18 protein-coding genes and 1 tRNA gene are annotated in these 23,515 nt (G+C 42.5%); 8 read left to right on the top strand and 11 right to left on the bottom strand.

Translation table 11 applies throughout. From position 1 onward, the window contains the following. Positions 1 to 255 precede the first annotated feature (255 nt). The 3 genes from V7L29_RS06835 to V7L29_RS06845 all read right to left on the bottom strand — a co-directional run bounded on the left by V7L29_RS06835 (position 256) and on the right by V7L29_RS06845 (position 2,309). Positions 256 to 537 carry a hypothetical protein gene (locus V7L29_RS06835; protein ID WP_334691509.1) on the bottom strand — a complete coding sequence of 94 codons (282 nt, stop codon included), beginning with the start codon at positions 535 to 537 and terminating at the stop codon, positions 256 to 258. 119 nt (positions 538 to 656) lie between these two features. Continuing rightward, a complete protein-coding gene (locus tag V7L29_RS06840; RefSeq protein WP_334691510.1) occupies positions 657 to 1,703 on the bottom strand; it encodes an ABC transporter permease in 1,047 nt (348 codons plus the stop codon). 87 nt (positions 1,704 to 1,790) lie between these two features. Beyond that, positions 1,791 to 2,309 (bottom strand): adenine phosphoribosyltransferase, encoded by a 519-nt coding sequence (locus tag V7L29_RS06845; protein ID WP_334691511.1) that lies wholly within the window; start codon positions 2,307 to 2,309, stop codon positions 1,791 to 1,793. Between the two features lie 459 nt (positions 2,310 to 2,768). On the opposite strand from V7L29_RS06845, the gene V7L29_RS06850 reads away from it, so the two are divergent. Both V7L29_RS06850 and V7L29_RS06855 read left to right on the top strand, forming a co-directional pair. Beyond that, positions 2,769 to 3,395, top strand: coding sequence for a DUF3038 domain-containing protein (locus V7L29_RS06850; RefSeq protein ID WP_334691512.1), 627 nt, complete (start codon positions 2,769 to 2,771; stop codon positions 3,393 to 3,395). After that, a complete protein-coding gene (locus V7L29_RS06855; protein ID WP_334691513.1) occupies positions 3,392 to 4,822 on the top strand; it encodes a DUF4335 domain-containing protein in 1,431 nt (476 codons plus the stop codon). Before V7L29_RS06850 ends, V7L29_RS06855 begins: the two co-directional genes overlap by 4 nt. A 48-nt stretch (positions 4,823 to 4,870) precedes the next feature. On the opposite strand, the gene V7L29_RS06860 is transcribed toward V7L29_RS06855, so the two are convergent. The 3 genes from V7L29_RS06860 to V7L29_RS06870 form a co-directional block, all read right to left on the bottom strand. Then, positions 4,871 to 5,029 (bottom strand): four helix bundle protein, encoded by a 159-nt coding sequence (locus tag V7L29_RS06860; protein ID WP_334691537.1) that lies wholly within the window; start codon positions 5,027 to 5,029, stop codon positions 4,871 to 4,873. After that, positions 4,990 to 5,337, bottom strand: a complete 348-nt coding sequence (locus V7L29_RS06865) for a four helix bundle protein (RefSeq protein ID WP_334691514.1) — start codon at positions 5,335 to 5,337, stop codon at positions 4,990 to 4,992. The genes V7L29_RS06860 and V7L29_RS06865 overlap by 40 nt, the downstream gene beginning before the upstream one ends. Positions 5,338 to 5,403: 66 nt before the next feature. Next, positions 5,404 to 7,674, bottom strand: a complete 2,271-nt coding sequence (locus V7L29_RS06870; RefSeq protein WP_334734953.1) for a transglycosylase domain-containing protein — start codon at positions 7,672 to 7,674, stop codon at positions 5,404 to 5,406. 437 nt (positions 7,675 to 8,111) lie between these two features. Between V7L29_RS06870 and V7L29_RS06875 the strand changes: the two genes are divergently transcribed. After that, positions 8,112 to 8,837, top strand: a complete 726-nt coding sequence (locus V7L29_RS06875; protein ID WP_334734954.1) for a hypothetical protein — start codon at positions 8,112 to 8,114, stop codon at positions 8,835 to 8,837. A gap of 199 nt (positions 8,838 to 9,036) precedes the next feature. Here the strand turns inward: V7L29_RS06875 and lspA are convergent, their stop codons facing one another. Beyond that, positions 9,037 to 9,513, bottom strand: coding sequence for a signal peptidase II (lspA, locus tag V7L29_RS06880; protein WP_334691517.1), 477 nt, complete (start codon positions 9,511 to 9,513; stop codon positions 9,037 to 9,039). Between the two features lie 108 nt (positions 9,514 to 9,621). Then, positions 9,622 to 10,209: a biotin transporter BioY gene (locus V7L29_RS06885; RefSeq protein WP_334734955.1), complete on the bottom strand. Its 588-nt coding sequence runs from the start codon at positions 10,207 to 10,209 to the stop codon at positions 9,622 to 9,624. Positions 10,210 to 11,167: 958 nt separating this feature from the next. Between V7L29_RS06885 and pstS the strand changes: the two genes are divergently transcribed. The 4 genes from pstS to pstB all read left to right on the top strand — a co-directional run bounded on the left by pstS (position 11,168) and on the right by pstB (position 15,207). Then, complete coding sequence (gene pstS / locus V7L29_RS06890; RefSeq protein WP_334691519.1) at positions 11,168 to 12,349, top strand: phosphate ABC transporter substrate-binding protein PstS; 1,182 nt, start codon at positions 11,168 to 11,170, stop codon at positions 12,347 to 12,349. 140 nt (positions 12,350 to 12,489) lie between these two features. Then, positions 12,490 to 13,440: a phosphate ABC transporter permease subunit PstC gene (pstC, locus tag V7L29_RS06895; protein ID WP_334691520.1), complete on the top strand. Its 951-nt coding sequence runs from the start codon at positions 12,490 to 12,492 to the stop codon at positions 13,438 to 13,440. A gap of 19 nt (positions 13,441 to 13,459) precedes the next feature. Continuing rightward, the gene (pstA, locus tag V7L29_RS06900) at positions 13,460 to 14,341 is read left to right on the top strand and encodes a phosphate ABC transporter permease PstA (RefSeq protein ID WP_334691521.1); all 882 of its coding nucleotides are present in this window, start codon (positions 13,460 to 13,462) and stop codon (positions 14,339 to 14,341) included. A gap of 59 nt (positions 14,342 to 14,400) precedes the next feature. Continuing rightward, positions 14,401 to 15,207: a phosphate ABC transporter ATP-binding protein PstB gene (gene pstB / locus V7L29_RS06905; protein ID WP_334691522.1), complete on the top strand. Its 807-nt coding sequence runs from the start codon at positions 14,401 to 14,403 to the stop codon at positions 15,205 to 15,207. Positions 15,208 to 16,173: 966 nt separating this feature from the next. Here pstB and V7L29_RS06910 read toward each other — a convergent pair. The 3 genes from V7L29_RS06910 to V7L29_RS06920 form a co-directional block, all read right to left on the bottom strand. Further along, positions 16,174 to 16,244 (bottom strand) — tRNA-Gly (locus tag V7L29_RS06910). Between the two features lie 50 nt (positions 16,245 to 16,294). Next, positions 16,295 to 17,569, bottom strand: coding sequence for a hypothetical protein (locus V7L29_RS06915; RefSeq protein WP_334734956.1), 1,275 nt, complete (start codon positions 17,567 to 17,569; stop codon positions 16,295 to 16,297). Positions 17,570 to 17,637: 68 nt separating this feature from the next. Continuing rightward, positions 17,638 to 21,285, bottom strand: coding sequence for a response regulator (locus V7L29_RS06920; protein ID WP_334734957.1), 3,648 nt, complete (start codon positions 21,283 to 21,285; stop codon positions 17,638 to 17,640). Between the two features lie 1,023 nt (positions 21,286 to 22,308). Between V7L29_RS06920 and V7L29_RS06925 the strand changes: the two genes are divergently transcribed. Beyond that, positions 22,309 to 22,941: a GNAT family N-acetyltransferase gene (locus V7L29_RS06925; protein WP_334691525.1), complete on the top strand. Its 633-nt coding sequence runs from the start codon at positions 22,309 to 22,311 to the stop codon at positions 22,939 to 22,941. The last annotated feature ends 574 nt before the right edge of the window (positions 22,942 to 23,515 follow it).

Here is a 23,515-nt window from a genome sequence, read left to right on the forward strand (position 1 = left end):
TGTAAATTATACAGCTATGATTACGTTCGTCGAAGACGTTGGCGCAGCCATCGCCTCCATTTTATTATGGTTATAGTTTGAAAACACGCCCTAGTGCTTTCGTTCGTAACACGATTAATCCAGATGGAGACCTTATTGAAGGCCCCATTACAATTGAATAATAAAAAATACAAGTGCGATCGCTCCCTTCGCTAGTTGAGAAACAAAACCCAACATTTATGACCAATGTCCGATTAACAAATGAGGAAGTACAGCTTAACTGTGCTGCAAAAACTCAACCTTGGGCAATAACGGGTCAGTCACAATACCCACACCGCTAAAACCCCAGCGTTTGAGCAAGTTTCCCAACTGTGTACGCGCAATAGATTCTACAGCAAAGCGATTTGCTACTTCTGCCGCATGGGTGTTGAGATAGCTTAAGGCATCAAAGTTTTCCTGAAACAGTAATAAATAACCTGATGTTTCGGCGTCAGGACGAGCTATAAGATAATTACCGTCAGTTTTTGAGCGCACTAAGTAATAGACTTCGGACAGCATGGAGATGAAAAAGATAAGGGAGATGAGGGGGATGAAGGGGCACGGGGGGCAGAGGTGCAGGGGAAGCAGGAGAGGACAACTAAACCAATGCCCCATACCCAATGACTAATGACTAATAACTAATTGAGATTTTCTAGGCGAATACGTGGATCGGCTGCTTTTAACATTAAGTCGGCGATTAAATTACCAGCAATCAGTAACACTGCGCCCATTACCAAGCTTGCCATTAACAAATATAAATCTTGAGCTTGTAAAGCCTGTAGAGTCAATCTTCCTAAACCAGGCCAGTTGAAGAAATATTCAGCAATGAAGGCACCGCTTAATAAATTAGCTAATTCAAAACCCAATAAGGTAATCAAGGGATTTATCGCATTGCGAAGAGCATGAACGTAGATCACACGGTTTTCTGGCAGTCCTTTAGCACGAGCCGTTTGGATATAATCTTGACGCAAAACATCCAATAATTCGCCGCGAGTGATGCGTTGTAAACCAGCAAAACTAGTAATTGAGAGGGCGATCGTGGGTAAAATCATGTGCCAGCCAATATCTAAGATTCTGCCAAACCACGACAGTTCCGAGTGATTAATGCTAGTCATACTACCCACTGGGAATAAAGGTGAGGTGATTTGGGCTAAAACCAGCAGCGCTAAAGCAGTGATGAAACTGGGAAAGCCTTGTCCGGTATAACTAATTACCTGTAAAATCCGGTCTGCTAGCTTATTTTGTTTAACAGCCGCAAAGATCCCTAGAGGGATGGCGATCGCCCATGTGACAATTAAAGATGCGATCGCTAATAGCAAAGTCGCTGGTACCCGTTCCCACAACAGCGATGCCACTGAACGTTGATAAATAAAACTCGTGCCAAAATCCCCTTTTGTCAAGATTCGCCATAGCCATAGCCAAAATTGCTCTGGCCAAGACTTATCCAGACCAAACTGTCGCTTAATTTCCTCAATTCTTTCAGGGGATATCTTTGGGTTTTGTCGCAGCGTATCTACATAATCACCAGGAGCGAGTTGAATAATGAAAAACGACAACGCTGACGCCAAAAATAAAGTCAGTAGTGCCTGGAATAGCCGCTTTGCCACATAAACAAAAGTTTCGCTCGTGACTAGCCTGATTAGCCAATCCCGACCTGTTTCCAAGGAAATTCTCGTAGATGTCATTAGTCATTAGTCCTTTGTCATTAGTCATTGGTCATTGGTCATTAGTCATTTGTCGTTTGCTAATGACCAATGACCAATGACCAATGACTAATATTCAATTAGAGAGATAATCGGCACGTCCGGCAGATATTTACGCCCTTGTAAATCCCGTAGCTCGATAATAAACCCAAACCCCACCAGTTCGCAGCCAATTTTCTGCACTAACTTTGCTGTTGCACTCGCAGTTCCACCCGTGGCTATCAAATCGTCCACAATCAAAACTCGGCTACCTTCGTGTAAAGCGTCTTGATGCACTTCCAGGCAGTCGATACCATACTCTAGTTCATATTCAATTGAGTGAACCACTCCTGGTAACTTCCCCTTTTTGCGGACGGGAATAAAACCAACTCCTAATTTATAAGCCAGAGGTGAGGCAAAAATGAATCCCCTCGACTCCATACCAATAACATAATCTGCCGTTATCCCAGCTTCATTGCATTTTTGTGTTAAAAAGTCAATAGTATAGCGCAGTCCCTCTGGATCGCGCAGCAGCGTAGTAATATCCCGAAATAAAATTCCGGGTTTGGGGAAATCTGGGATGTCACGAACGAGAGACTTCAAATCCATAAAATAGGGTATGGGGAATGGGGATTAGGGATTGGGGATTGAGGATTGGGGATTGGGCATAAGAGGCACACAGAGGTGCAAAGGGGCAAAGAGGAAAAACTTACTGCAACTTCTCCCTCATCCCTCTCATCCCCCAGTCCCCAATCCCCATTTTCAGATACCTGAAAAATCGTACACTATAATGTCATACGCTGGGGGTCGAGGCTGAAGCTTCGCCCTTGATTGACGATAATTAGAATCTAAACCAAGCTAGAAAAAGGATTGCACTCACAAATGAGGTGAATTAACTGATGTTTTAAAACTTTGATTTCAATATAGGGAAACCTTTGAGTAGAAAGAGTTAACTAATGTATATATCAGGTAGTCATGCCTACTGCTACAAGTCTAATGTTGTTGTTTGGCTACCGATCTTAAATTTGTTTTACCTAGTCTGTTGGAACCGCACAAGGTATTTATAGAATGAATGTCTCAGCAAGTTTAACGCCGTTCAACAGTCCAACCCAAGAGTCACTGCCGATGGTTCTAGACACTTTACCAGATCCTGCGATCGCTTCCAAGACATGTCCTCGGAGAACCCGGTTGCAAATTGACCTGATTTTACTGGCAATTGAAGCTTTAGAGCTTGGTGGTTCTGAAGCAATTCTGGCTTTTGCTCAAGAGTTGGATCTAAAAGGAATTGTTAAAGACAGGGTGAATTTATGGCGGATGCGTAGCTCTAACCCGCTACGAAGAGCGCACATGCGCCGTCCTTTAACTATCATGGAAGCAAAAGCTCTGGTGGTTATTGCTTGCTATATAGCGCGACGTTTAACTGTTGTCATCCGCCAGTTACTAATGATATGTCAACAAATGGAAGAAAAACAGATTCCATTAGAACAGAATTTGCGGCTATCTAATTACCTAGAGCGGTTTAGAGCGCATTTTAAGAGCCGGATGAATGCTCGACGTTCTGGTGTACTAGCATTAACTTCCGATGAAAAATTAGATGAGCTAGCGATAAATTTGTTAGGACAACTACTATTTTGTACTGGTACAGCTGGAATGCAGCGGTTCTGGATTAGTCTTTTTGACGGTGAAGTGGAATGAATATTCAACGTAAGTACAGTCTACCTAATTGTACACTGCTTTTAGAAGGGTTAAGTGATGTCACTAGGGCTGCACACTTCCAGGAAATGCGCCCAGAATTATCAATATTGGTAAATGCAGAATGCTATTTATCTGGTTACAATCAACCCTTAACGGGAGGGCGGGAATTTTTTGAAAGTTTGGTGAGGGCTGTTAGTGGCTATGCCCAAGAATTTTTAAGTAGTGTACCCAATCCGCAAGCACATAACCAGGAATCGGAGCTAGTAGAGTTTCAGAAAGTTGACAGCAACCGACACAGGCTAATTATACATTCAGAAGGTGCTCCAGAGGGGTTTGAACACTCTAACAATTCCAAGCGTCCGCCTATTGAAATAGATTTAAATACAGTGCAGTTGTTTGATTTAGTGGAAGCAGTGGATCAGTTTTTTGCTGATACCCAAACTTTACCAGAACTTTCCTTAGAACTACAACCAGTTACTAGACGCTATGGCGGTGCTAGTCAGGCTTTGATCAGGCAGGCTGTACCTGCTGCTGTGGGAGTATCAAGTTTAGCAGTAGCAGCGATCGCCTTTAACTTGATTCCACCTCCTCAAATGCGTCCACCACAGCCTAAAGCAGATGAGCAAACTAGCTCTACAACAAAAAGCATTACTCCTCCAGCATCAGCGGCTGCAACTCCCATAGTCGCTGCAACGCCCATACCAACACCCACAGCTAGTGCAAAGCCAGCAGTTAACGATTTAGAAGCACTTTTAAATACAGTTCCGGAAATTACTGATCCATCCCAACTGCGTGCATTGAATCGCCAAGTGTATAATCAAATTCATCCAGCTTTGACTAATCGCTCAGGATTGCAACAGGATTTGATCTATCGTCTAGGTGTAGCTGCGGATGGGGCGATTGTCGGTTATAAAGCGGTGAATAAAGAGGCGAATCTAGGAGTGGGGCAAACTCCTCTGCCTAACCTACTTTATAATCCTGCTAACCGCGCTCCCATTTCTAATGAACCAATCGCCCAATTTAGAGTAGTATTTACTACACAAGGTGTGCTAGAAGTTAGCCCTTGGAGGGGATATGCTAGCACACCAGAGGTAGTCGGCGCAAAAATTACTGACTCTAATATAGTCAAAGGTTTAAACCAAAAGCTTTATAGTACAGTTCGCCAAACCTGGAGTGGCACTCCCACATTTACGCGAGATTTGAAATATCGGGTAGCGGTCAACAAAGATGGTGTAATTGCTGACTATGAACCACTCAACCAAGTCGCTTTTGACTATTTCCAAGAAACACCCCTTCCCAAGATGTTCAACGCTATCTACGGTTCCAATGTAGCAGCTCCCAACAATAAAGAACCTCTGGCTCACTTCCAAGTGATATTCAAGCCTAACGGCAAACTGGAAGTCACTCCTTGGCAGGGATATCAGTAATTGGGTATTGGGTATTGGGCATTGGGCATGGGTAAGAGAATTAAGTTTCTATTGCCTATTGCCTATAGATTTTAGATAAGCATTGAGCTTGGGTAATAGTTCATCAAGAATTGGTTTAAATCTGCTTACCTGTTCATTTGTCAATAACTGTCTGGCGTAGGCTAACCTTAACCAGTTGATAGTTTCATATAAAGACCCTCTCGCAATCTTGACAAAACGTCGATTGTCTTGATCGTTGTATTTATAGCAGTCGCCAAAGCCATTAGGACAGTTCGTGGGAAACGCGCCTTCAACAGGGTACTATGTGATTTTATTGCTGTCCTAAGCTCCCTGTCCGTTGCTATACCTCTACTTTCTGCGATATTCGCACAAATACTATCAGCAGACCGAACAATTTGCTTGCCCAGTGTATCTTTAGTGAAATTGTCCCATTCTTGAACAATACGCCAAATTTCATTAGCTAGCTTTTGGGCGAGTTGATAAACTTTTAAGTCCTCAAAATCAGGTCTTCTCACAAAAGTCCATTGATCATTTATTGATCAATAGTTCCCAATCCTCATGCCTCATGCCCCATGCCCAATTTACCTTGTAACCCGTCTCATATAATTCCCCCACAACTGAGCTGCTTGAGCGCTGCTACCAGATGTAGGGGAATTATTGTCATTTCCTAGCCAAACACCAGTTACAAGCCGCCGACTGGGGATAAAACCTATAAACCATAAGTCAACGTTTTTATCAGTCGTGCCAGTTTTACCAGCTTCCCCCAGCCCAATGGCAGCACTACGACCAGTACCTCTTGTGATTACGCCGCGCATCAAACTAGTCATCTCATCGGCGACACCATTTGTCAGCACTCGTTTGTTGGCATCCGGATCTTGGTCAAAGGAGTAAATTACACGGCAGGTTTTTATATCATTGCGATCGCGGCAATCACCACTGTCTAAAATTCGGTTAATCGCATGGGGAGGATTCCACACACCACGATTGCCAATAGCGCCAAAAGCACCAGTCATTTCCAAAACATTGACGACACTTTGACCTAGTACCAAGCCAGGAACTGGATCAAGGGTTGATTTTATTCCCAAATTCTGTGCCATTGACACCACTTTATTCAGCCCGATTTCTTTAGCAACTCGTAGGGCGATCGGATTTTCTGAAAGAGCCAGCCCGGTGGCAATATCTAAACTAGTGTCAGCACCAGCACGACAGGGTTTATAAGTAAAGCCTTGCCAAGTTAAAGGGGCGCAAGAATAACTTTTTGATTCTGAAATCCCCTGTTGAATAGCAGCAGTATAAGTAAATATTTTAAAGGTGGAACCTGGTTGTCTTTTGGCTTGAACAGCACGATTGAACTGACTTTTTTTGTAATCAGTGCCGCCTACCATTGCCAGGATACTACCAGTACTGGAGTCAAGAGTGACCATCGCCCCTTGAGAAAAATTAAAATTTGCGCCACCGTTGTTGACTGAATTCCGTAACGCTGCTTCTGCTTGGCTCTGGATCGCTGGATCAAGCTGGGTTTCAATGATATAGTTCCCTTCATTTGCGGCTCCCTCCCCCAAGATTGATTCAAGTTCAGAGAAGACGTAACTGTAAAAATAAGGAGCGATGGTCTTAGCTTGCTGTTCACAGACTTTAGGACTAACTTGAACAGTGGAGCGTCTAGCTCGGTTCGCATCCTCAGATTTAATTTTGCCCATCTCTAGCAACCGCTTAATTACGCGATTTCGGTATTCAGCTGCTTCTAGCTTATTTGCCCCATCCCCACAGAAATCGAAAGCGTTGGGAGCAGGTAAAATTCCTACCAACGTTGCTGCTTCTGCCAAAGTTAATTTTTTAGCCGACTTCTCAAAGTAATACCGGGATGCATCTTCAAAGCCAGAGGTATCTCCCCCCAAAAAAACTCGATTTAAGTACATCAGCAAAATTTCATCTTTGCTGTAAAAGGTTTCTAACTTCAGGGCGACAATTGCCTCCCGCAATTTGCGTCCAAGGGTATCCTGTCTGCCTACATACTCGCGGAACAAACTGCGGGCAACTTGCTGGGTAACAGTGCTGGCTCCTTGTTGTACATCTCCGCTGCGGCTATTGATCAACACGGCTCGTAAAATCCCTAGAGGGTCAACCCCAAAGTGCCAGTAATAACGACTATCCTCCGAAGCCACCACCGCAGCAGGCAAATAAGGGCCAAATTCCTCTAAACGCTTCATGTCTACATGAGAGATAGTCCGAGGCTCTCTCAGGGGGGTGGCTCCATCACGGGCGTAAACAACTACTGGAGCGCGTGTAGCTGTAGGTAAAGGTTTAACTGAAAATTTCAGCCATTCGACGCCAATCACTAAGGCTAACAGGGCACTGGCACCACCGACACCATAAGCTGTCCAACTTGCAGCTTTGACATACCAGGCTGGGGGATCGACGTATTGCAACCGCACAGAAGCGGCGAGTTCTGGGGGTCCCAGAGTAAGAATATCGCCGTGACGCAGTTCTAGGGAATTAACACGACGCTTGCCACGATAAATGCCATTGGTAGAGTTTTCGTCTTTGATTACGAAAACTGGTGTACGCTGAGAAGAATTTCGCGATAGCGACAGGTGAATTTGGCTGACAACAGGGTTACGGATAACGATATCGCTGGATTTGGAGCTACGACCTAGAATATAGCGATCGCCCAACAGTGGATATACCTCTGCCTTATCCGCCCCCGCGTCCTGCACCCAGAGTTCCGGTACTTTGGCATTAGGCTTGAGCGCCAATTTAGAAAAATCGACCCTAGCTTGGATAGTATGTACCGCTTGAGTCAGTTGACCAAGTAACGTTTGTGGCTTTTGAGGGGGTTGGGGAAAACTCATCGGCTATTCACATCACAGTTTTTAGTAAAAAATCGGGCGAATTACAATAATTACAATTTAGATGTTAGTCTTTCATCATTTTACTCATAAGCCAAAGCATAAATTAACTATACGGAAAGACTTGAGCTAATTTATACTAAAAACTATTTTACAACTAGAATTAATTTGTTATTTTCGTCACTTATTTTCAAAAATACAAATCTTTTATACATTCTCAAAGGCTTATTATATCAGTCTTACTAGTTCAATAACTACAACCATAATTTTTGCTATTGTATTTTTAAACACTAATCATCAAGAAACAACAGATTTAATTTTTACCAATTTTACAGATCCACATATTTTGAAACAAACCTAAATATCTTCATTTAGGAAGATTTTCTAAATCTTATTGTCTGTTTTAATAGGGCGAGTGTTCCGTTGAGGTTAATTTTAGAATGTTGGGAAAATCTCTGACTATGATTGGTACAGCTCTATCTTTGGCGCTCACCGCTAACATTGCTGTAGCCGGATCCAGTAAATCCCCCATAGCCCAATCCAGCAGCGACTCCACTAGTACACCAACGGAAATCAAGATGTCGCCAGAAGGGATGAAAATTCTGTGCGAGTATTTTCCGCTCAACTCCCGCTGTCCCGGTGGCACAGCAGCCACGCCTAGCGCTCCTAGTAGCACAACTGCACCAGCAGAAACCACGCCCAGTAGTACCACTACTCCAGATAGTACAACTGCACCAGGAACCAGACCAGGAACTAGAACACCACGTGGATCTAGCACTCCCGAAACCACTCCAGGATCAGGAACCATCACCCCATCTGAACCTAGCACTCCTGGCAACTTAACTCCAGGATCAGGAACCATTACCCCATCTGAACCTAGCACTCCTGGCAACTTAACTCCAGGATCAAGAACCATTACCCCATCTGAACCTAGCGCTCCTGGCAGCCCTACCCAACCAGGAAGCGTTACCCCAGCTCAACCTGGCGTTCCTGGTAGCAATGTCGTACCAGGAAATTCAACTACACCGGAGTCTGGTACTACTGACAGCAATCCTGAACCAGGAACCTCAACTTCACCGGAGTCTGGCACTCCTGGCAGCACTACCGAACCAGGAAACTCTCCCAGTACTCCAAGTTCGCCAACAACTCCTAGCACAGGCAATTAAATTAAAAGCTGAGGCATAAGAATACTAGTTTGCTCTTAGCGATTCTCAGTGCATCTTGATCTCTTGCACCAGTTATACGAACTGGTGTAAGATAATAAATCAAAATCTTTGCAACCTATAGGTCAAGTCTTCGCATATAGGACTGAGCAAAAGTTTCAGTAGTCAATAGCCTGGGATTAATCATCCCAGGCTTAATAGTTTAATGCAACCTGCCAGTTGAAGTCGGCGTTTTTTGCAAGGAACCAATTAACAGGCAAACAATACCGATACTAATAAATGAATCTGCCACATTAAATACAGCAAAGTTAATTAGGCGAAAATCAAGAAAATCAACAACGTAGCCTAAAACAAAGCGATCAATACCGTTGCCCATAGCTCCACCTAAAATCAAGCCATAGCCTAGCTGATCCCACAAATTTAACGTTGGACCAAACAAGGCTAACGCTATCAATACTAAACTCACTCCTAAAGATAGCCAGCGCAACCACTCTACTTTCCCACTTAACAAACTAAAAGCGGCACCAGTATTAGTGACATAGGTGAAGTGAAATATCCCAGGTAAGAGTGGTAGTGTTTGCCCTAAGCTGAAGGTTTGCACCACCCAGTATTTTGTTATTTGGTCTAAGAAAAAAGCTATGAAGGCAGCGATCCAGAAAAGGCGATTTTTTAAACGCATGGCAAATTAGTCATAGGTCATAGGTCATAGGTCATTGGTCATTGGTCATTGGTCATAAGTCATTGGTCATAAGCTTTTGACAAATAACAAAGGACGAAGGACAATAAACTAATAAAACATTAAGTGACGCAATACATACGCTATTACAGTAACGGCACAGACCACAGTTAGTTGCCCTGGTAGTGCAAACCATGAGTATCTGAGGATTGCTTGCATCAAGGATAGATTTTCCGTACCTTTCCACTGAAAAATATAGCTAATAATCAAATAAGCAATACCGCATAGGTGGAGAGTTAACAGGCCACAGATGCAACTAAAGGCGAGAGTTTCTAATCGAGGTCTAGCTTTAAAAGCAAACAAGCCACAAATCCAAGCTCCAGGAATAAAGCCTAGTAGATAGCCAAACCAAGATAGCTTGATATAACCAATACCGCCGCCATCGGCAAATACAGGTAATAAGGTTAACCCCATTACTAAATAGGCAATTTGCGAAAGCGCACCGGCATTTTTGCCCCCTAAACAACCCACCAACAGTACTGCGCCAATTTGAAAATTGACGCCTAAAGAAAAAGTCTGAATTCCGTGCTTACTCCAACTCCAAGGTAAGGTGATGCCATAAGCTTCTAGGAAGGTGCCACCCATTGTTAGAAGTAAGCCAATCATTGACCATAATAATTGATTGGAAGCAGCAAACATTTATCAGGCAACCAGGGAAAGGCAAAACGGAAAACCAACAAAAACCAGTATAAACATTAATATTGAAATGAAATTTGTGCTGATATCTTAAGAACTAGCATATTTCCTTTTGCTTTTTTGGTATATAATTTTTCAGTTCTGCAAATTGCGGCTTAGGTGTCTATTGTCTGATTTTATTGACTGAGGCATGTTCTGATTATGGTATTTTACTTAAAATATGGTAAATTAAATATCATTTAGCTTAGTATTTGTACTAGTTTTTTAGATCACTGCCTAAATTAGGCTACAAAGTGCTGAAAATATTTCTTTAATTCACTTTTTTTAAGCGATCGCCCCGCCTATTCTGCTATACATAAGCAATTTACTGTTTCTTTTCCCCTGCTTTGTCTAACAATAATTTCCCTGTCTAGATGAGATTGTTTAGTTATTTGCTTGATGTCTGCTTTAACTGGTAAGCACAAACAGTTTTCCATAAGCTCCCAAATTTATAAACCTTTTGTTTTACGATGCTTAATTATCTATTTACATAATTTTTTCATGACTTGACCAACGAAATTACACTACCAATAAAGTTTTGTAAATACGTGTAACCAACTTCACTATGGTACTATTTGTAGCTTAAAATGAAAATAAGAGTATAAAATTTATCAAGCATAACTAGAAATAAGGGTTAGGTATTCGTCAAATTACATACTTTTTTTATGACTTGAGCAAAGAAATTATACTAACAATAAAGTTTTGTAAATACCTGCAACCAACTTAACTGTGGTGTTATTTGGAGCTTAAAACTCAAGCAAAAGTATAAAATTTATCAAGTAAAACTAGAAATCAAGGTTTGCTCTTTATCAAAAAAACAAGTATTTTTTTTACTTTGTTAACCCATTGTTAATCTTTATCGTTGTCCTTTAGGAGTATCTTAGAAACGCTCACCTGGAAAGTTACTAAAAAATTGATAGCGATGCTCTCACATCTTAGTGTAATAAAAACTCATCGCCTCACAGGTTCAATTTCAGTGTTAGCACTGACAATCAGCCTAGCTGCTTGTGGCGGACAGCAAACCTCAGATAATACAGCCACCAAGGATAGTCCTTCTGGCACTGCTACAGATACTACTGCCTCTAGTCCAGCTAAATTAGACCTTGGTGGAAACATCAAGTTAACCGGGGCTGGTGCGTCTTTTCCGGCACCTTTGTACGATACCTGGTTCACAGATTTAAACAAAAAATATCCAAATCTGCAAGTTGACTATGCATCAGTTGGTAGCGGTGCTGGAGTTGAGCAATTTATCAAAGGCACTGTAGACTTCGGTGCCAGCGATGTTGCTATGAAGGATGAAGAAATCCAGAAAGTACCACCAGATAAGGGTGTTATTTTACTGCCTGTGACTGCTGGTAGCATCGTACTGGGTTACAACTTGCCAGATGTTCCAGAACTCAAGCTACCACGAGCCGTTTATGCCGATATTCTGCTAGGCAAAATCAAGTCTTGGGATGACGCGCAAATTGCCAAGGCTAACCCAGGTGTCAAGCTTCCTCAACAGCAGATCACAGTTGTTTATCGTTCTGATGGTAGTGGAACCACGGGTGTGTTTACAAAACACCTCAGCGCTATTAGTCCTGAGTGGAAGAGTAAAGTTGGTGAAGGCAAAACTGTCAACTGGCCAACGGGAGTGGGTGCTAAGGGTAATGAGGGTATTACCGCCCAAATCCAACAAACTCAAGGTTCTATTGGTTATGTAGAGTATGGCTATGCCAAACAAAATAGTCTTAAGTTTGCTGCTTTGGAAAACAAAGGCGGTAAGTTTATTGTACCTAGTGAGGAGTCAGCCTCTAAAACTCTGGAATCAGTAACTCTACCGCCAAATCTCCGCGCCTTCATTTCCGATCCAGAAGGGGCTGATTCCTATCCTATTGTCACTTACACCTGGATTTTGGCTTATAAGAAATATCCCAACGCGGCAAAAGCTAAGGCAGTTGAAGCTGCGATCGAATACGCTTTAACTGAGGGTCAAAAGCAGGCTACTGCGCTAGGGTATGTTCCTCTACCCCAAAATGTCATCACAAAGGTGGCTGCTGCTGCTGACCAAATCAGTCCAGAGTATAAAATTTCTGTTGCCAGTGGTAGTAGCGCTAGTAAGTAAGCAATCAAACATGCCTAATCAATAGTAACTTGGAACACGGAGTTGCTATTGTATCAGTTTAAATAAATGAGAGGCGACAATTTTACTAATCTGTTTGCCTCCTACATCTTTCTCTGATTTAATTGTTAAAGTCGGTATTCATGACTACAAATTCTCAAAATCTGTCATCAGCGATAAAAAATCGCTCTGACTCAGAAAAGTCCCTAGATTGGGGTTTTATTTGGCTGACTAAAATTTTCGCCTTTGGGGTTGCTGCTACTTTATTATGGATCGGGTCGCAGGTTGCAATTGGTGCTTGGCCTGCTATCCAAAAGTTTGGTGTTAGCTTTTTAGCCAACACCACTTGGAACCCGGTTAATGATAGCTATGGGGTGCTACCTCAAATTTATGGAACTCTGTTGAGTTCTTTTATTGGTCTAGTGATAGCAGTACCAATTGGGATTGGTACTGCTATTGTACTGAGCGAGGATTTTTTGCCCGCTAAAGTGAAGCTGGTACTGGTTTTCGCAGTAGAACTGCTCGCAGCTATTCCCAGCGTTGTCTACGGCGTGTGGGGTATTTTTGTTTTAGTGCCAATATTAACCAACTTGGGAAAATGGCTCAATAGTTATTTTGGCTGGCTGCCATTTTTTAGCACTTCTCCTACAGGGCCAGGAATGTTGCCGGCGGGAGTCATATTAGCAGTAATGACTTTGCCCATCATCACAGCTCTATCCCGCGATGCCTTAATTTCTATACCCCCCAGTTTGCGCCAAGCTGCTCTAGGACTAGGAGCAACGCGCTGGGAAACGATTTTGCAAGTTCTCATTCCAGCAGCCTTTTCAGGTATAGTTAGTGCTGTGATGTTGGCACTTGGGCGAGCAATGGGAGAAACAATGGCTGTAACGATGTTAATTGGCAACTCCAACAACATTAGTATCTCTCTTTTAGCACCAGCTAATACGATTTCTTCTCTATTGGCAAATCAATTCTCAGAAGCTAGTGGTTTGCAAGTTGCAGCTTTAATGTACGCGGCTTTAGTTCTATTCTTCTTGACACTAGTAGTCAATATTCTAGCAGAGTTAATCGTTCTGAGAGTCAAGCGACTGTAGCTTAGTTTTGGGTTAAGTTATGACTTCTAATTTTCCAGAGCGCAGTTTAACTCGCTCCCCCATGTCTCAGAGAACACTGTTTAATACAGTGATGACCATAGTCGCATTCATCTGCGGAGTATTGGCACTTTTACCTTTGCTAGCAGTGCTCTCTTACGTGATTATTAAAGGCTTTAGCAGTCTGAATCTGGGCGTGTTTGTTGAACTGCCACCCAAAGCTCTACAAAAGGGAGGAGGCTTTGGTAATGCAATCTTAGGCACGTTGCTGATGGTAGGAATTGCTGCCTTGATTAGCATCCCCTTTGGAGTTTTGGGGGCGATTTACATCACAGAATTTAGTTCGGCTAAAGTAGCCAGATGGGTACGTTTTGCAGCTAACGTCCTTAGTGGAGTCCCGTCAATTATTGCTGGGGTATTTGCCTATGGCATTGTAGTTTTGACACTGGTAAAGTTGAACTTAGGATCATATTCAGCTCTCGGTGGAGGGTTTGCACTGGCAATTTTGATGTTGCCAATTATTCTGCGAACTACTGATGAAGCCTTGCAGTTAGTATCACAAGATTTGCGACAAGCATCTGTAGGGTTAGGAGCGACTAACTTTCAAACAGTGAGTCAAGTAGTCTTACCAGCAGCTTTACCAGCAATTGTAACTGGGGCAACGCTAGCGATCGCCAGAGCATCTGGAGAAACCGCACCTTTACTATTTACTGCTCTGTTTTCCAACTTTTGGCCCGATAGCTTATTCCAACCAACAGCTTCCCTTGCTGTTTTGGTTTATAAATATGCCATTTCTCCGTTTAAAAATTGGCAATCACTAGCTTGGGCAGCATCTTTGATTTTGGTGTTGATGGTTCTAATCACAAGTATCATCGCTCGCTGGGCAACTCGTCAAAAAGCTTAGTAAACATAGCCATATACAGTCCAAATACCCATCGCTAAAACTAACACTAAACTTAATTTATGGCTACTAACATTAGCACAGTAAATGACACTGAAACCGTTTTACGCACCGAAAATCTCAACGTTTACTACGGCAAGTTTTTAGCCTTACAGAATATTTGGCTAGATATACCGAAAAATCAGGTAACAGCCTTTATCGGCCCTTCTGGTTGTGGTAAAAGTACGTTGTTGCGATGCTATAACCGTCTCAATGACCTGATTGAGTCATTTCAGGCAGAAGGTAAAATACTTTTTTATGATAAAAACTTGTACGCATCTGATATTGATCCTGTAGAAGTACGTCGTCGGATTGGGATGGTGTTTCAAAGACCAAACCCGTTTCCAAAATCAATTTATGACAATATCGCTTTTGGAGCCAAAATCAACGGTTACAAAGGTAATATGGATGAATTGGTGGAACGGAGTTTGCGGCAAGCGGCTTTGTGGGAAGAAGTCAAAGATAAACTGCGACAAAGTGGCTCGTCTTTATCTGGTGGACAACAACAACGCTTATGTATTGCTCGAGCGATCGCAGTACAACCTGAAGTTATATTAATGGATGAACCTTGCTCCGCCCTCGATCCTATTTCCACCTTGCGGGTTGAAGAACTAATTCACCAACTTAAAGAGCAATATACCATCGTTATTGTTACCCATAATATGCAGCAAGCAGCGCGGGTTTCTGATAAGACAGCCTTTTTCAATGTTCGGACTACAGAGAAAGGAGGTCGTAACGGCTATATGGTAGAGTACGACGCAACAGAACTAATTTTCAACAATCCTCAGCAGCAAGATACTAAAGATTATGTTAGCGGCAGATTTGGATAAATAAATATTTCACATTGTTGATCTGAGAGCAATGAGGGATACTCGAAAATTAAAACTGTGCGATATTCCTCTAATTTTTTTATTTGTTCGCCAATCTTGGCGAACGCTTGAGCAATTATGGCTGTTTATTGGTCAAGAAAAGCAATAATTAAGTTGTTTAACATCAGACTTGCATTGACTGCTGGGCAAGATACCCATTCCACAATAGAGCAACAAATAGTGCAATACTAGTGTTTATTTTACCAAGTCCAAACTTACTTATTGCACTAGTACATCGGGCGCGTAAATAGCGCAAAGTTGAGCCAGTCCGTTGGTGAGGTTCCCCCACTTAAAGGAACTGGCGTTGAGCGGCGGTTCCCGCCGAACAGTTAGCGCAGCGTCAAGTCTGAGCCGTTCGCAAAGCGTCTCTTAGAGAGGCTTCCGACGCTCGCGGACTCGTAAAGCCTGCGGCATAGCTACGCTTAGGGCATAGCCCAAGGTAGAGAAGAAGCTGCACTATCGGTTGGCGTAGCCCGCCGTAGGCATCAGTTAGCGCAGCGTAAAGCCTACGGCATAGCAACTCTTAGAGACGCTAACGCGTAGCTTGCTTAAGAGCAGGGGTACGCTTAGAGCGACGCAGCGCAAAGTCGGAGCCGTACCACTTCGTGGAAGCAAGCTACGCGGAGCGTCTCGTAGAGAGGCTTCCGACGCTCGCGGACTCGCTAACGCTGCGCTATCGGATCAGAACTTTGTAAGAGAGGAGCGTCACTTTGCAACACGAGTAACCATTTAAAAACTTTAAAAATCCCATTCCATAATACTTTTGAATGAGTGACTTTTACTTTTCTACCTTGGGCTGCGCGAACGCTTAAAGCGCAGCCCAAGGTAGAGAAGAGAAGCTATGCCGCAGGCTTTACGGCTACGCTCAATACAAGTGGCTTTTGACTTTTGCCTTGCGGTACTAGTGCATCTCAGGATTTTTTTCTAAGCGGGCGGCGGGAATCGAACCCGCATTAATAGCTTGGAAGGCTATAGTTTTACCACTAAACTACGCCCGCAAATTTATAACCTAACAAATATAACACAGCTTTTGCAAAGATTCAAGCATTTAGTTGGAATTGGCAGGCTGGATTTTGATCCTAACATACAGATTGCTCAAACCTGGTTTTGTGCCATCGTTGTTGTGAGCAGCAATAAAGTTTTCTGTTTTGAAAACTTCACCGAGGACTTGCTCGTATGTGCTTTTTTCACTTTCCAGTGTTGCTGGTTCTATTTCTAGAACTACAGCCTGTTGAAAGTTGCCATTGTTATCAATTATTAAGCTAGCAAGGAGCTGTGCTGGTTCAAGTCCAGAATTGTGGACAAGAAAACTTGAGTCTAATTGTTTTGTGTTGCTTCCCCTGTATAAAGCGATAACGTCGGGTAAAGCATCTTGTCGTAATCTTCCTGATTGGATCAAGTTACTTACTTCATTTTTAAGCAAAGGAGCTACTATTGCTAACGATGCTCCCTCAGTAGGAGTTGCTGGAGTTTCTCTAATTCGAGTTGCTGGAGTTTCCTTAGTTCGAGTTGCTGGAGTTTCTCTAGTTTGAGTTGCTGGAGTTTCTCTAGTTTGAGTTGCTGGAGTTTCTCTAGTTTGAGTTGCTGGAGTTTCTCTAGTTCGAGTTGCTGGAGTTTCTCTAGTTCGAGTTGCTGGAGTTTCTCTAGTTCGAGTTGCTGGAGTTTCTCTAGTTCGAGTTGCTGGAGTTTCTCTAATTCGAGTTGCTGGAGTTTCTCTATTTTCAGCTTCCGAAACTGGTGGATTTGATGGAATACCTGTTGGTAATGGCGTTCCCTTTCCCAGTTTTATTTCTTGACGGCGGTTCCAAAGTAAATTACCGACTGGAACTGTAGGTGTGGGTGTGGGTTTCGGTGTGGTTGTAGGTTTCGGTGTTGGCGTGGGAACTCTCTGTTGCCTAAAGGGTTGGCTATTAGATTGAGAGACGTAAGTTCGGCTCTTTTTTTTGAGATTATCCGCAGAATTGATTGCGCCAAAATCTTTATTTCTGGGCGTAGTTCGTCTTATTTGTGAGGAACGTGCTGGTACAAACTGTTGAGTTTGAGTTGAGAATAGTGGCTTTGGCGAAACTGTTTTGGCTGTTGATTTTGATTTGATTATTGATTTTGTTTTAGGAGTAATGTCTATCAATTCAATGGGAACAGCAGATTGACTTTGCTGGGGAAACCAGAGACTAAATGCATTAGATGAGCGCATCAGCCAGAACACCAGCAAGTGCAGAGAGACTGAACCCATGACGACAGAAATCCACAAACCTGGTGGGTCAGTGTATCGCCTCCAGACCTTGGCTGGAATTGGAGTTTTGTCTGCAACTGATGGTATCATATTAAAAAAACTGGATATGATTAGGCACTCTTACTCATTGGTAATGCTTTAAAAAACCAGTCTAAATTTTAACGATTAATCATTATCTCTGATGTAACAGCGAAGGTCAAAACTGTTTCATCTACTCCTTTAAGTTCTAGCGGACTACCTTTAGTAATTTCTTCTTCCTGTAAATAATCTGCCACGGCAGCAGAAACCAGGATTGTACCGGGAACAGCAGCAGCTTGCAACCTTGCAGCAATATTCACACTTGGGCCAATAGCAGTATAATCGGCACGTTCAGCGCTACCAAACATCCCCACAACAGCTGTACCTTGGTGGATACCGCACCGGAACTGTACGCTAGTAAGTTTGTCGCCATCGAATACACCTTGGTCTTGCCAACGCTGGTTCAAGTCAGCCAGTGAGCGGTGCATTGCTCTTGCTGTATTGATGGCACGACGCACCTGTTCATTAGGGGTTAGTTCTTCCGGCGCTCCGTATAAAGCTAAGATAGCATCTCCCATAAATTTATCTACAGTGCCGCCATTGCCAAATACAACCTTGGTCATAGCTTCTAAATATTCATTTAGCAACTCTGCTACTCGCCGGGATCTGAGAGTATTTGCTAGCTGTGTAAAACCCACGATATCACTAAACAAAACTGTAATTAAGCGGGGTTCTGGGCGCAAATCTAACGTTAAATCTCCGGTTGCGGCTTTTTGCACCAACACAGCCGGCAAAAAACGCTTTAGTACCGATTCTGTTAGATAAGTATTTAACTCCACAATTCGTCGTTCATTTTCCTTCAATGCTAAAAGATTCCGAACTTCTGCCAAAAGTTCCCGATCATTGAATGGTTTTGCTAAATAAGCATCCGCCCCATGTTCTGTACCTTCGATGCGGGTTTCCTCATCTACTTTCGCTGTCAGCAGAATAATTGGTGTTCCTTTTAACTTCTCCTCATTGCGGATCATCTGAATCATCTCAAGTCCGCTCACCAAGGGCATCATTAAGTCAGTCACAATCAAGCTGGGTATAATTTCCTTAGCTATACTGTGCCCTTCATAACCGTTACGAGCTGTCTGTACATGATAGCCGTTGCGGCGGAAAATCTCAGATACATAGGTTCGCAAATCCCGGTTATCATCTACAACTAAAATTGAGGAGCCAGCCGTGTGCGTATTTTCCCCCTGTTGAGCGGTCTGGCGTTGCTGAGTCTTGAGTGCTGAGTCTTGAGTATCGATACTGGGGGAGAAGTTTTTTGTAATATCTTCAATATTGTTTGTTGTTGACTCTACCAGTTCTAAATCAGCCAATTCTACGCTAGCGCGGCTCGTATTCACTTCAGTAGGCGTTTCTAGTACTTGCTGTGCGGGTAAATGAGCATTTCCAGTAACAAGCCATAAACTAAAGGTAGTGCCTTCGCCGTAAACTGATTCCACAGTAACTTGACCACCATGTAATTCTACTAATTCTTCAACTAAAGCTAAACCCAAACCACTGCCTTCATAGGAGCGGTTTGCTGAACCTTCAGCTTGGCGGAAGCGCTCAAATAGGTGGGGAATTTGTTCTTTAACAATGCCAATACCAGTGTCTTGTACTTGCAGTATGCAACGGTTATTTTCAGATTTTAGTCTAATGCTGATCGTGCCACCTTCAGAAGTAAACTTCATGGCATTTGACAGCAGGTTGTAAACCACTTTGTCAAATTTTTCCATATCCAAGTACACCGTAGAACATTCATCTAACTGGGTCGTGAGATGTAGTCCTTTTTTCTCACAGTAGGGGCGAAAAGACTCTACAATTTGGCTCACAAATTCGACTAGATCGCAAGGGCGGAAACTAGGCTGCATTCTCCCTGCATCTAGGCGTTGTAGATCCAGCAGTTGATTTACCAGTCGCAGCAGGCGACGGGAGTTACGCAGGGCGATCGCACATTGGGAGTAAGATAATCCCTCACCAGCCGCCACCGCCGACTCTAAAGGCCCTTGAATCAAGGTGATGGGTGTGCGAAACTCATGAGAGATATTTTGGAAAAATTCGGTTTTTTGTTTGTCTAATTCCAGTAAGCGTTCAGCTTGTTGGCGAGTTTTCTGATATAAGTATGACTGCTGCACAGCGATCGCTGCTTGAGCTGCTACTGCTTTAGCCAAATCAATATCAGATGACAGCCATCTGCGGACTTTGTTGCCTTCATACAAGGTAATGCTACCGATACATTTACCATCAGCCAATAATGGCACAAACATTAGCGATCGCGCTGGCATTTTTAAAGCCAAATCAAAACCCTGCACTTCTGAGTGAGAATGACCTACATTACCAATTATCACTGGTTCATGCGTCTGTAGCATTTGTTGGAGGATTGGATTCTCCTTTATAGATGCATGAGAATAAGGTAATCTCTGTGTTAATAGATTATTATTGCTACTTAAATTTTTGTCTAAGGCTGGCGATGCCTGCGGCGGGCTGTGCCTATGCAAATTTTTTGGATGTTGAAAACTGTCATACAAGCCTACACACTCTACAAACTCATCTTCCTCTGTCCACAAAGACAAAACACAGCCCTCGACTTGTAAAGCTTGTCCCAATTGCTGGGTGATAGCTGCAAAAATATCTTGCGGGTCTAAGCTAGAGCGAATCGCGCTAGTAATCGTATTAATTAGGGCTTCTCGTTTAGCAAGGGCACGTACTTGTTCGTAAGCATAAGCTTGAGACAAAGCTAAAGCTGCCTGATCCGCTACCATCAACACTAGCTGCACCTCATCATCTTCCCAGAAGCGAGGCAGAGAACACTGATGCAGTGCCAGCACTGCCATCAGTTCTTGTTGGCAGATCAATGGCACAACTAAACTAGAACAAATGTTAGCGGCAGCAAAAGCTGCCCCACGCTGGCGCAGTTCAGGAGTATTACCGTGAATACGCTCATCATCTATCACATCGTGAATCACCTGGACTTCGCGGGTTTCCCACACCGTCTGAGCTAAAAGAGGCAGAGAGGGAGAAGAGATGGAGGGACTCAGTACCCCCTTTGGGGATAGTGACGAAACAGAGGAAAGATTTACTGCAACTTCCCCTCTGCTCATCTGCTGTTCTGCTCCCCCAATCCCCTGCTCAAGAGCTTCTTCAGAAAGAGCTTTCTGATAAATGAATCCTTTATCCGCCAACTGCTCATCTTGGAAGGGACGCAACAGACAGACATCCACCTCCAACATATGGCCCACTGTATCTACAATTGCTTGCAAAATTTGGCGATAGTCTAAAGCACTGCGAATCGTATTTGTGACGGTATTCAGCAGCGATTCTTGTCGGAGTGTGCGGGTAAGTTCGCGGGTGCGGGCTTTGAGGACATTGTGGGTATCCAAAGCTTGGCGTACCACTCCTTTTAGTTCCTCTGCTTCCCACGGTTTAGTGACATATTTAAATACCTTACCAGCATTGATTGCTTCCACCAGGTCTTCGACATCGGTGTAGCCAGTTAAAATAATCCGGATAATATCTGGATATTGAGTTGCTGTCAGGCTCAAAAATTCTGTACCACTCATCATCGGCATCCGCTGATCGGAGATGATCACTGCGACCTCTCCCTCTTGAGCCAGCAGATCGAGGGCCGCAGGGCCAGAGGTTGCCCTTAGCACCTTATAGTCGCGATAGAAAGTGCGGTAAAGCAAGTCAAGGTTGTCTGGTTCATCATCGACAACCAAAATTTTAGGCTTACTGTTTGCTTGGGATTTCATGCACCGCTTTCCTGCTGCAACGGCAGTCGGATAAAGAATAATCTGATCAGGTAAGGATTTTTCTGAGTCAGGTGAGAGCAGAGCATTTTGACCAATAAGGCTGTTTGGCTACATGACTGCTGAGTGTAGGAGCGTTTACTCACAGTAATTCGTCTCTATGGCTTGTGCCGATTACCGTTTGCTCTGGTGCAGTGTAATTGCTTTCATAGTCAGTTTTGGTGTTACAGAGTCGATGCTTGCTTGCCAAATTTTCTTTCACCTCCTGTGAGCAATGTCTGATACTACATACAGCGCTCATAGCTAGCTGAAAAATCTAGATGAAGCTGCATATTAAGTTTTCCCCACGCAGCAGTTGTACTAACACTTGCAGGTAAATTTTATTTATGGTAGTCATAATAGAGTCAGTAATATAAAAACAATAAGATTTAAAGCCAAAGTATACTATTAGACAAATACCTCTTTCTAATTTAGCAATCATAACTATCATTAAGACAAGTGGTAGTGGTTAAGAAGTTAGAGATTAGGAACCTTGCAGATTCTTCCCCAGTAACTGTACAGCCTGTTCCTATGACCTAGTAGCAAAGTCCTCTTAGTGTAGCGGCAATTGTATAAACAAGTTCAGTAATACAACCAAAGGTAGTTTGCAACCAGAGTTTGTCAGTAGTGTACTTACTTAATAATTTTGTAGGTAATGCCTACGGACAGGTTATGCTATTTATCTACCCATTCACCTAAATCTGTACTACTTTACAGATGTTTTTGTGGTAAACAGAGTGATATCATCCTACCTAAAGCAAGGGATGCACCTGAATCTTCTGAACTTAAGATTGTAGATTTATGAAGCTGTAACTTCTAAGACTCTTTCAAAAATACAGGCTATAAAGCCCCAAACTAAAGTGTAAAACTTTGTATGCTTCACAAGCAAAAGCGAATTAGCAATCTTAGGTCAGTTCAATCTCCTGGGCAGATATGAAGTTTTTATTCAGTTGAAATGGTGTTTGAGGATATTTGAGAAAATTTTCGTTGAATAAAATCAATACTAAACTAGCCTTGAAATATCGGTTTTTTCATCCATACCAGCAACAGCCAATCGATCCAGCTTGCTGTCAATTTCAAATTCGTACAGCTACACCTGCTGATTTGATTGGCATTGCCCAAATTATTGCTGAAAGCTTTCACTCCCAAAAGGGTATGTGGGGATGGGCCTTTCCATTGCTACGTTTGGGTATTTACGAAGATTTAAGGCATCGCATGGCATCACCTCCGCCGCGTCATATTTGTTTAGTCGCCTTTGAAGCTACTACTGGTGCGGCTAATAACTTAGTGGGAAGTGTGGAACTAGGTGTACGTTACAGTGATTCGTGGAGCCAAGTTGGTATGGGTTTTCCTTACTTATCTAATTTAGCGGTTCACCCAAAATACCGTAGATATGGTGTGGCTTCAGGGTTACTGACTAGCTGTGAAAAAGTCTCTCAAGAGTGGGGATTTCAAGACTTATATCTCCACGTTTTGGAAAATAACCATCAGGCAAGGCAACTTTATTTCAAGGTGGGATATCGAGTGCATAAAGTCGAATCGAATTGGAATACATTTTTACTAGGACGCTCAAGCCAGATGTTTTTGCACAAGCACCTGAGTGCTGATTCCACTATCTGAATTTTATTTTGGCAATTATAACTTTTTATCTTGTAATTACTTTAGAGAAAATCTCTTACCAAGATTGACAATCAAAGCACAAACTAACCTAATTCAAACCTCAGTCAATATTAGCTAAATATAGCTATATCTAGCTAGATAAATCCGAATTTAATAATGATAAAATACGAAGGTAAAAAGTAAAAAGTACGTATTTATAGGCTTTTCAGCCTTTTCCTCTCTCATTAATGATTTAGAACTGCTATAGATTTATCTAGCTGGTGATAATTATTTTAAGGATATTTTATTTAGACTTTTTACGGAGATTTCTATTCGTTATATTAATAAAAGTATAAATTTGGAAAACTTCAACTTAAATGATTAAGTATTATATTTTATCTTGTTTAATCTATCATTAAAAAATAATTATTCTAAAGTATTTTAGATAGATAGATAAATTAATTCTAATAGAAATAGCTGTACAATTACCTTAGGAAATCAGGAATACCTTATAATAACTTTGTAATTAAGATATTCATCTTTATAAAAACTTTAAGAAAACACTCTCAGATTTGGAGACAAATCTACTTATATC

The organism is Nostoc sp., assembly GCF_036916575.1.
Taxonomy (GTDB): domain Bacteria; phylum Cyanobacteriota; class Cyanobacteriia; order Cyanobacteriales; family Nostocaceae; genus Nostoc.

Coding starts and splice junctions, on each gene's coding strand:
- V7L29_RS06835 (WP_334691509.1), bottom strand. CDS start 537: ATGCTGTCCGAAGTCTATTACTTAGTGCGCTCAAAAACTGACGGTAAT.
- V7L29_RS06840 (WP_334691510.1), bottom strand. CDS start 1,703: ATGACATCTACGAGAATTTCCTTGGAAACAGGTCGGGATTGGCTAATC.
- V7L29_RS06845 (WP_334691511.1), bottom strand. CDS start 2,309: ATGGATTTGAAGTCTCTCGTTCGTGACATCCCAGATTTCCCCAAACCC.
- V7L29_RS06850 (WP_334691512.1), top strand. CDS start 2,769: ATGAATGTCTCAGCAAGTTTAACGCCGTTCAACAGTCCAACCCAAGAG.
- V7L29_RS06855 (WP_334691513.1), top strand. CDS start 3,392: ATGAATATTCAACGTAAGTACAGTCTACCTAATTGTACACTGCTTTTA.
- V7L29_RS06870 (WP_334734953.1), bottom strand. CDS start 7,674: ATGAGTTTTCCCCAACCCCCTCAAAAGCCACAAACGTTACTTGGTCAA.
- V7L29_RS06875 (WP_334734954.1), top strand. CDS start 8,112: ATGTTGGGAAAATCTCTGACTATGATTGGTACAGCTCTATCTTTGGCG.
- lspA (WP_334691517.1), bottom strand. CDS start 9,513: ATGCGTTTAAAAAATCGCCTTTTCTGGATCGCTGCCTTCATAGCTTTT.
- V7L29_RS06885 (WP_334734955.1), bottom strand. CDS start 10,209: ATGTTTGCTGCTTCCAATCAATTATTATGGTCAATGATTGGCTTACTT.
- pstS (WP_334691519.1), top strand. CDS start 11,168: ATGCTCTCACATCTTAGTGTAATAAAAACTCATCGCCTCACAGGTTCA.
- pstC (WP_334691520.1), top strand. CDS start 12,490: ATGACTACAAATTCTCAAAATCTGTCATCAGCGATAAAAAATCGCTCT.
- pstA (WP_334691521.1), top strand. CDS start 13,460: ATGACTTCTAATTTTCCAGAGCGCAGTTTAACTCGCTCCCCCATGTCT.
- pstB (WP_334691522.1), top strand. CDS start 14,401: ATGGCTACTAACATTAGCACAGTAAATGACACTGAAACCGTTTTACGC.
- V7L29_RS06915 (WP_334734956.1), bottom strand. CDS start 17,569: ATGATACCATCAGTTGCAGACAAAACTCCAATTCCAGCCAAGGTCTGG.
- V7L29_RS06920 (WP_334734957.1), bottom strand. CDS start 21,285: ATGAAATCCCAAGCAAACAGTAAGCCTAAAATTTTGGTTGTCGATGAT.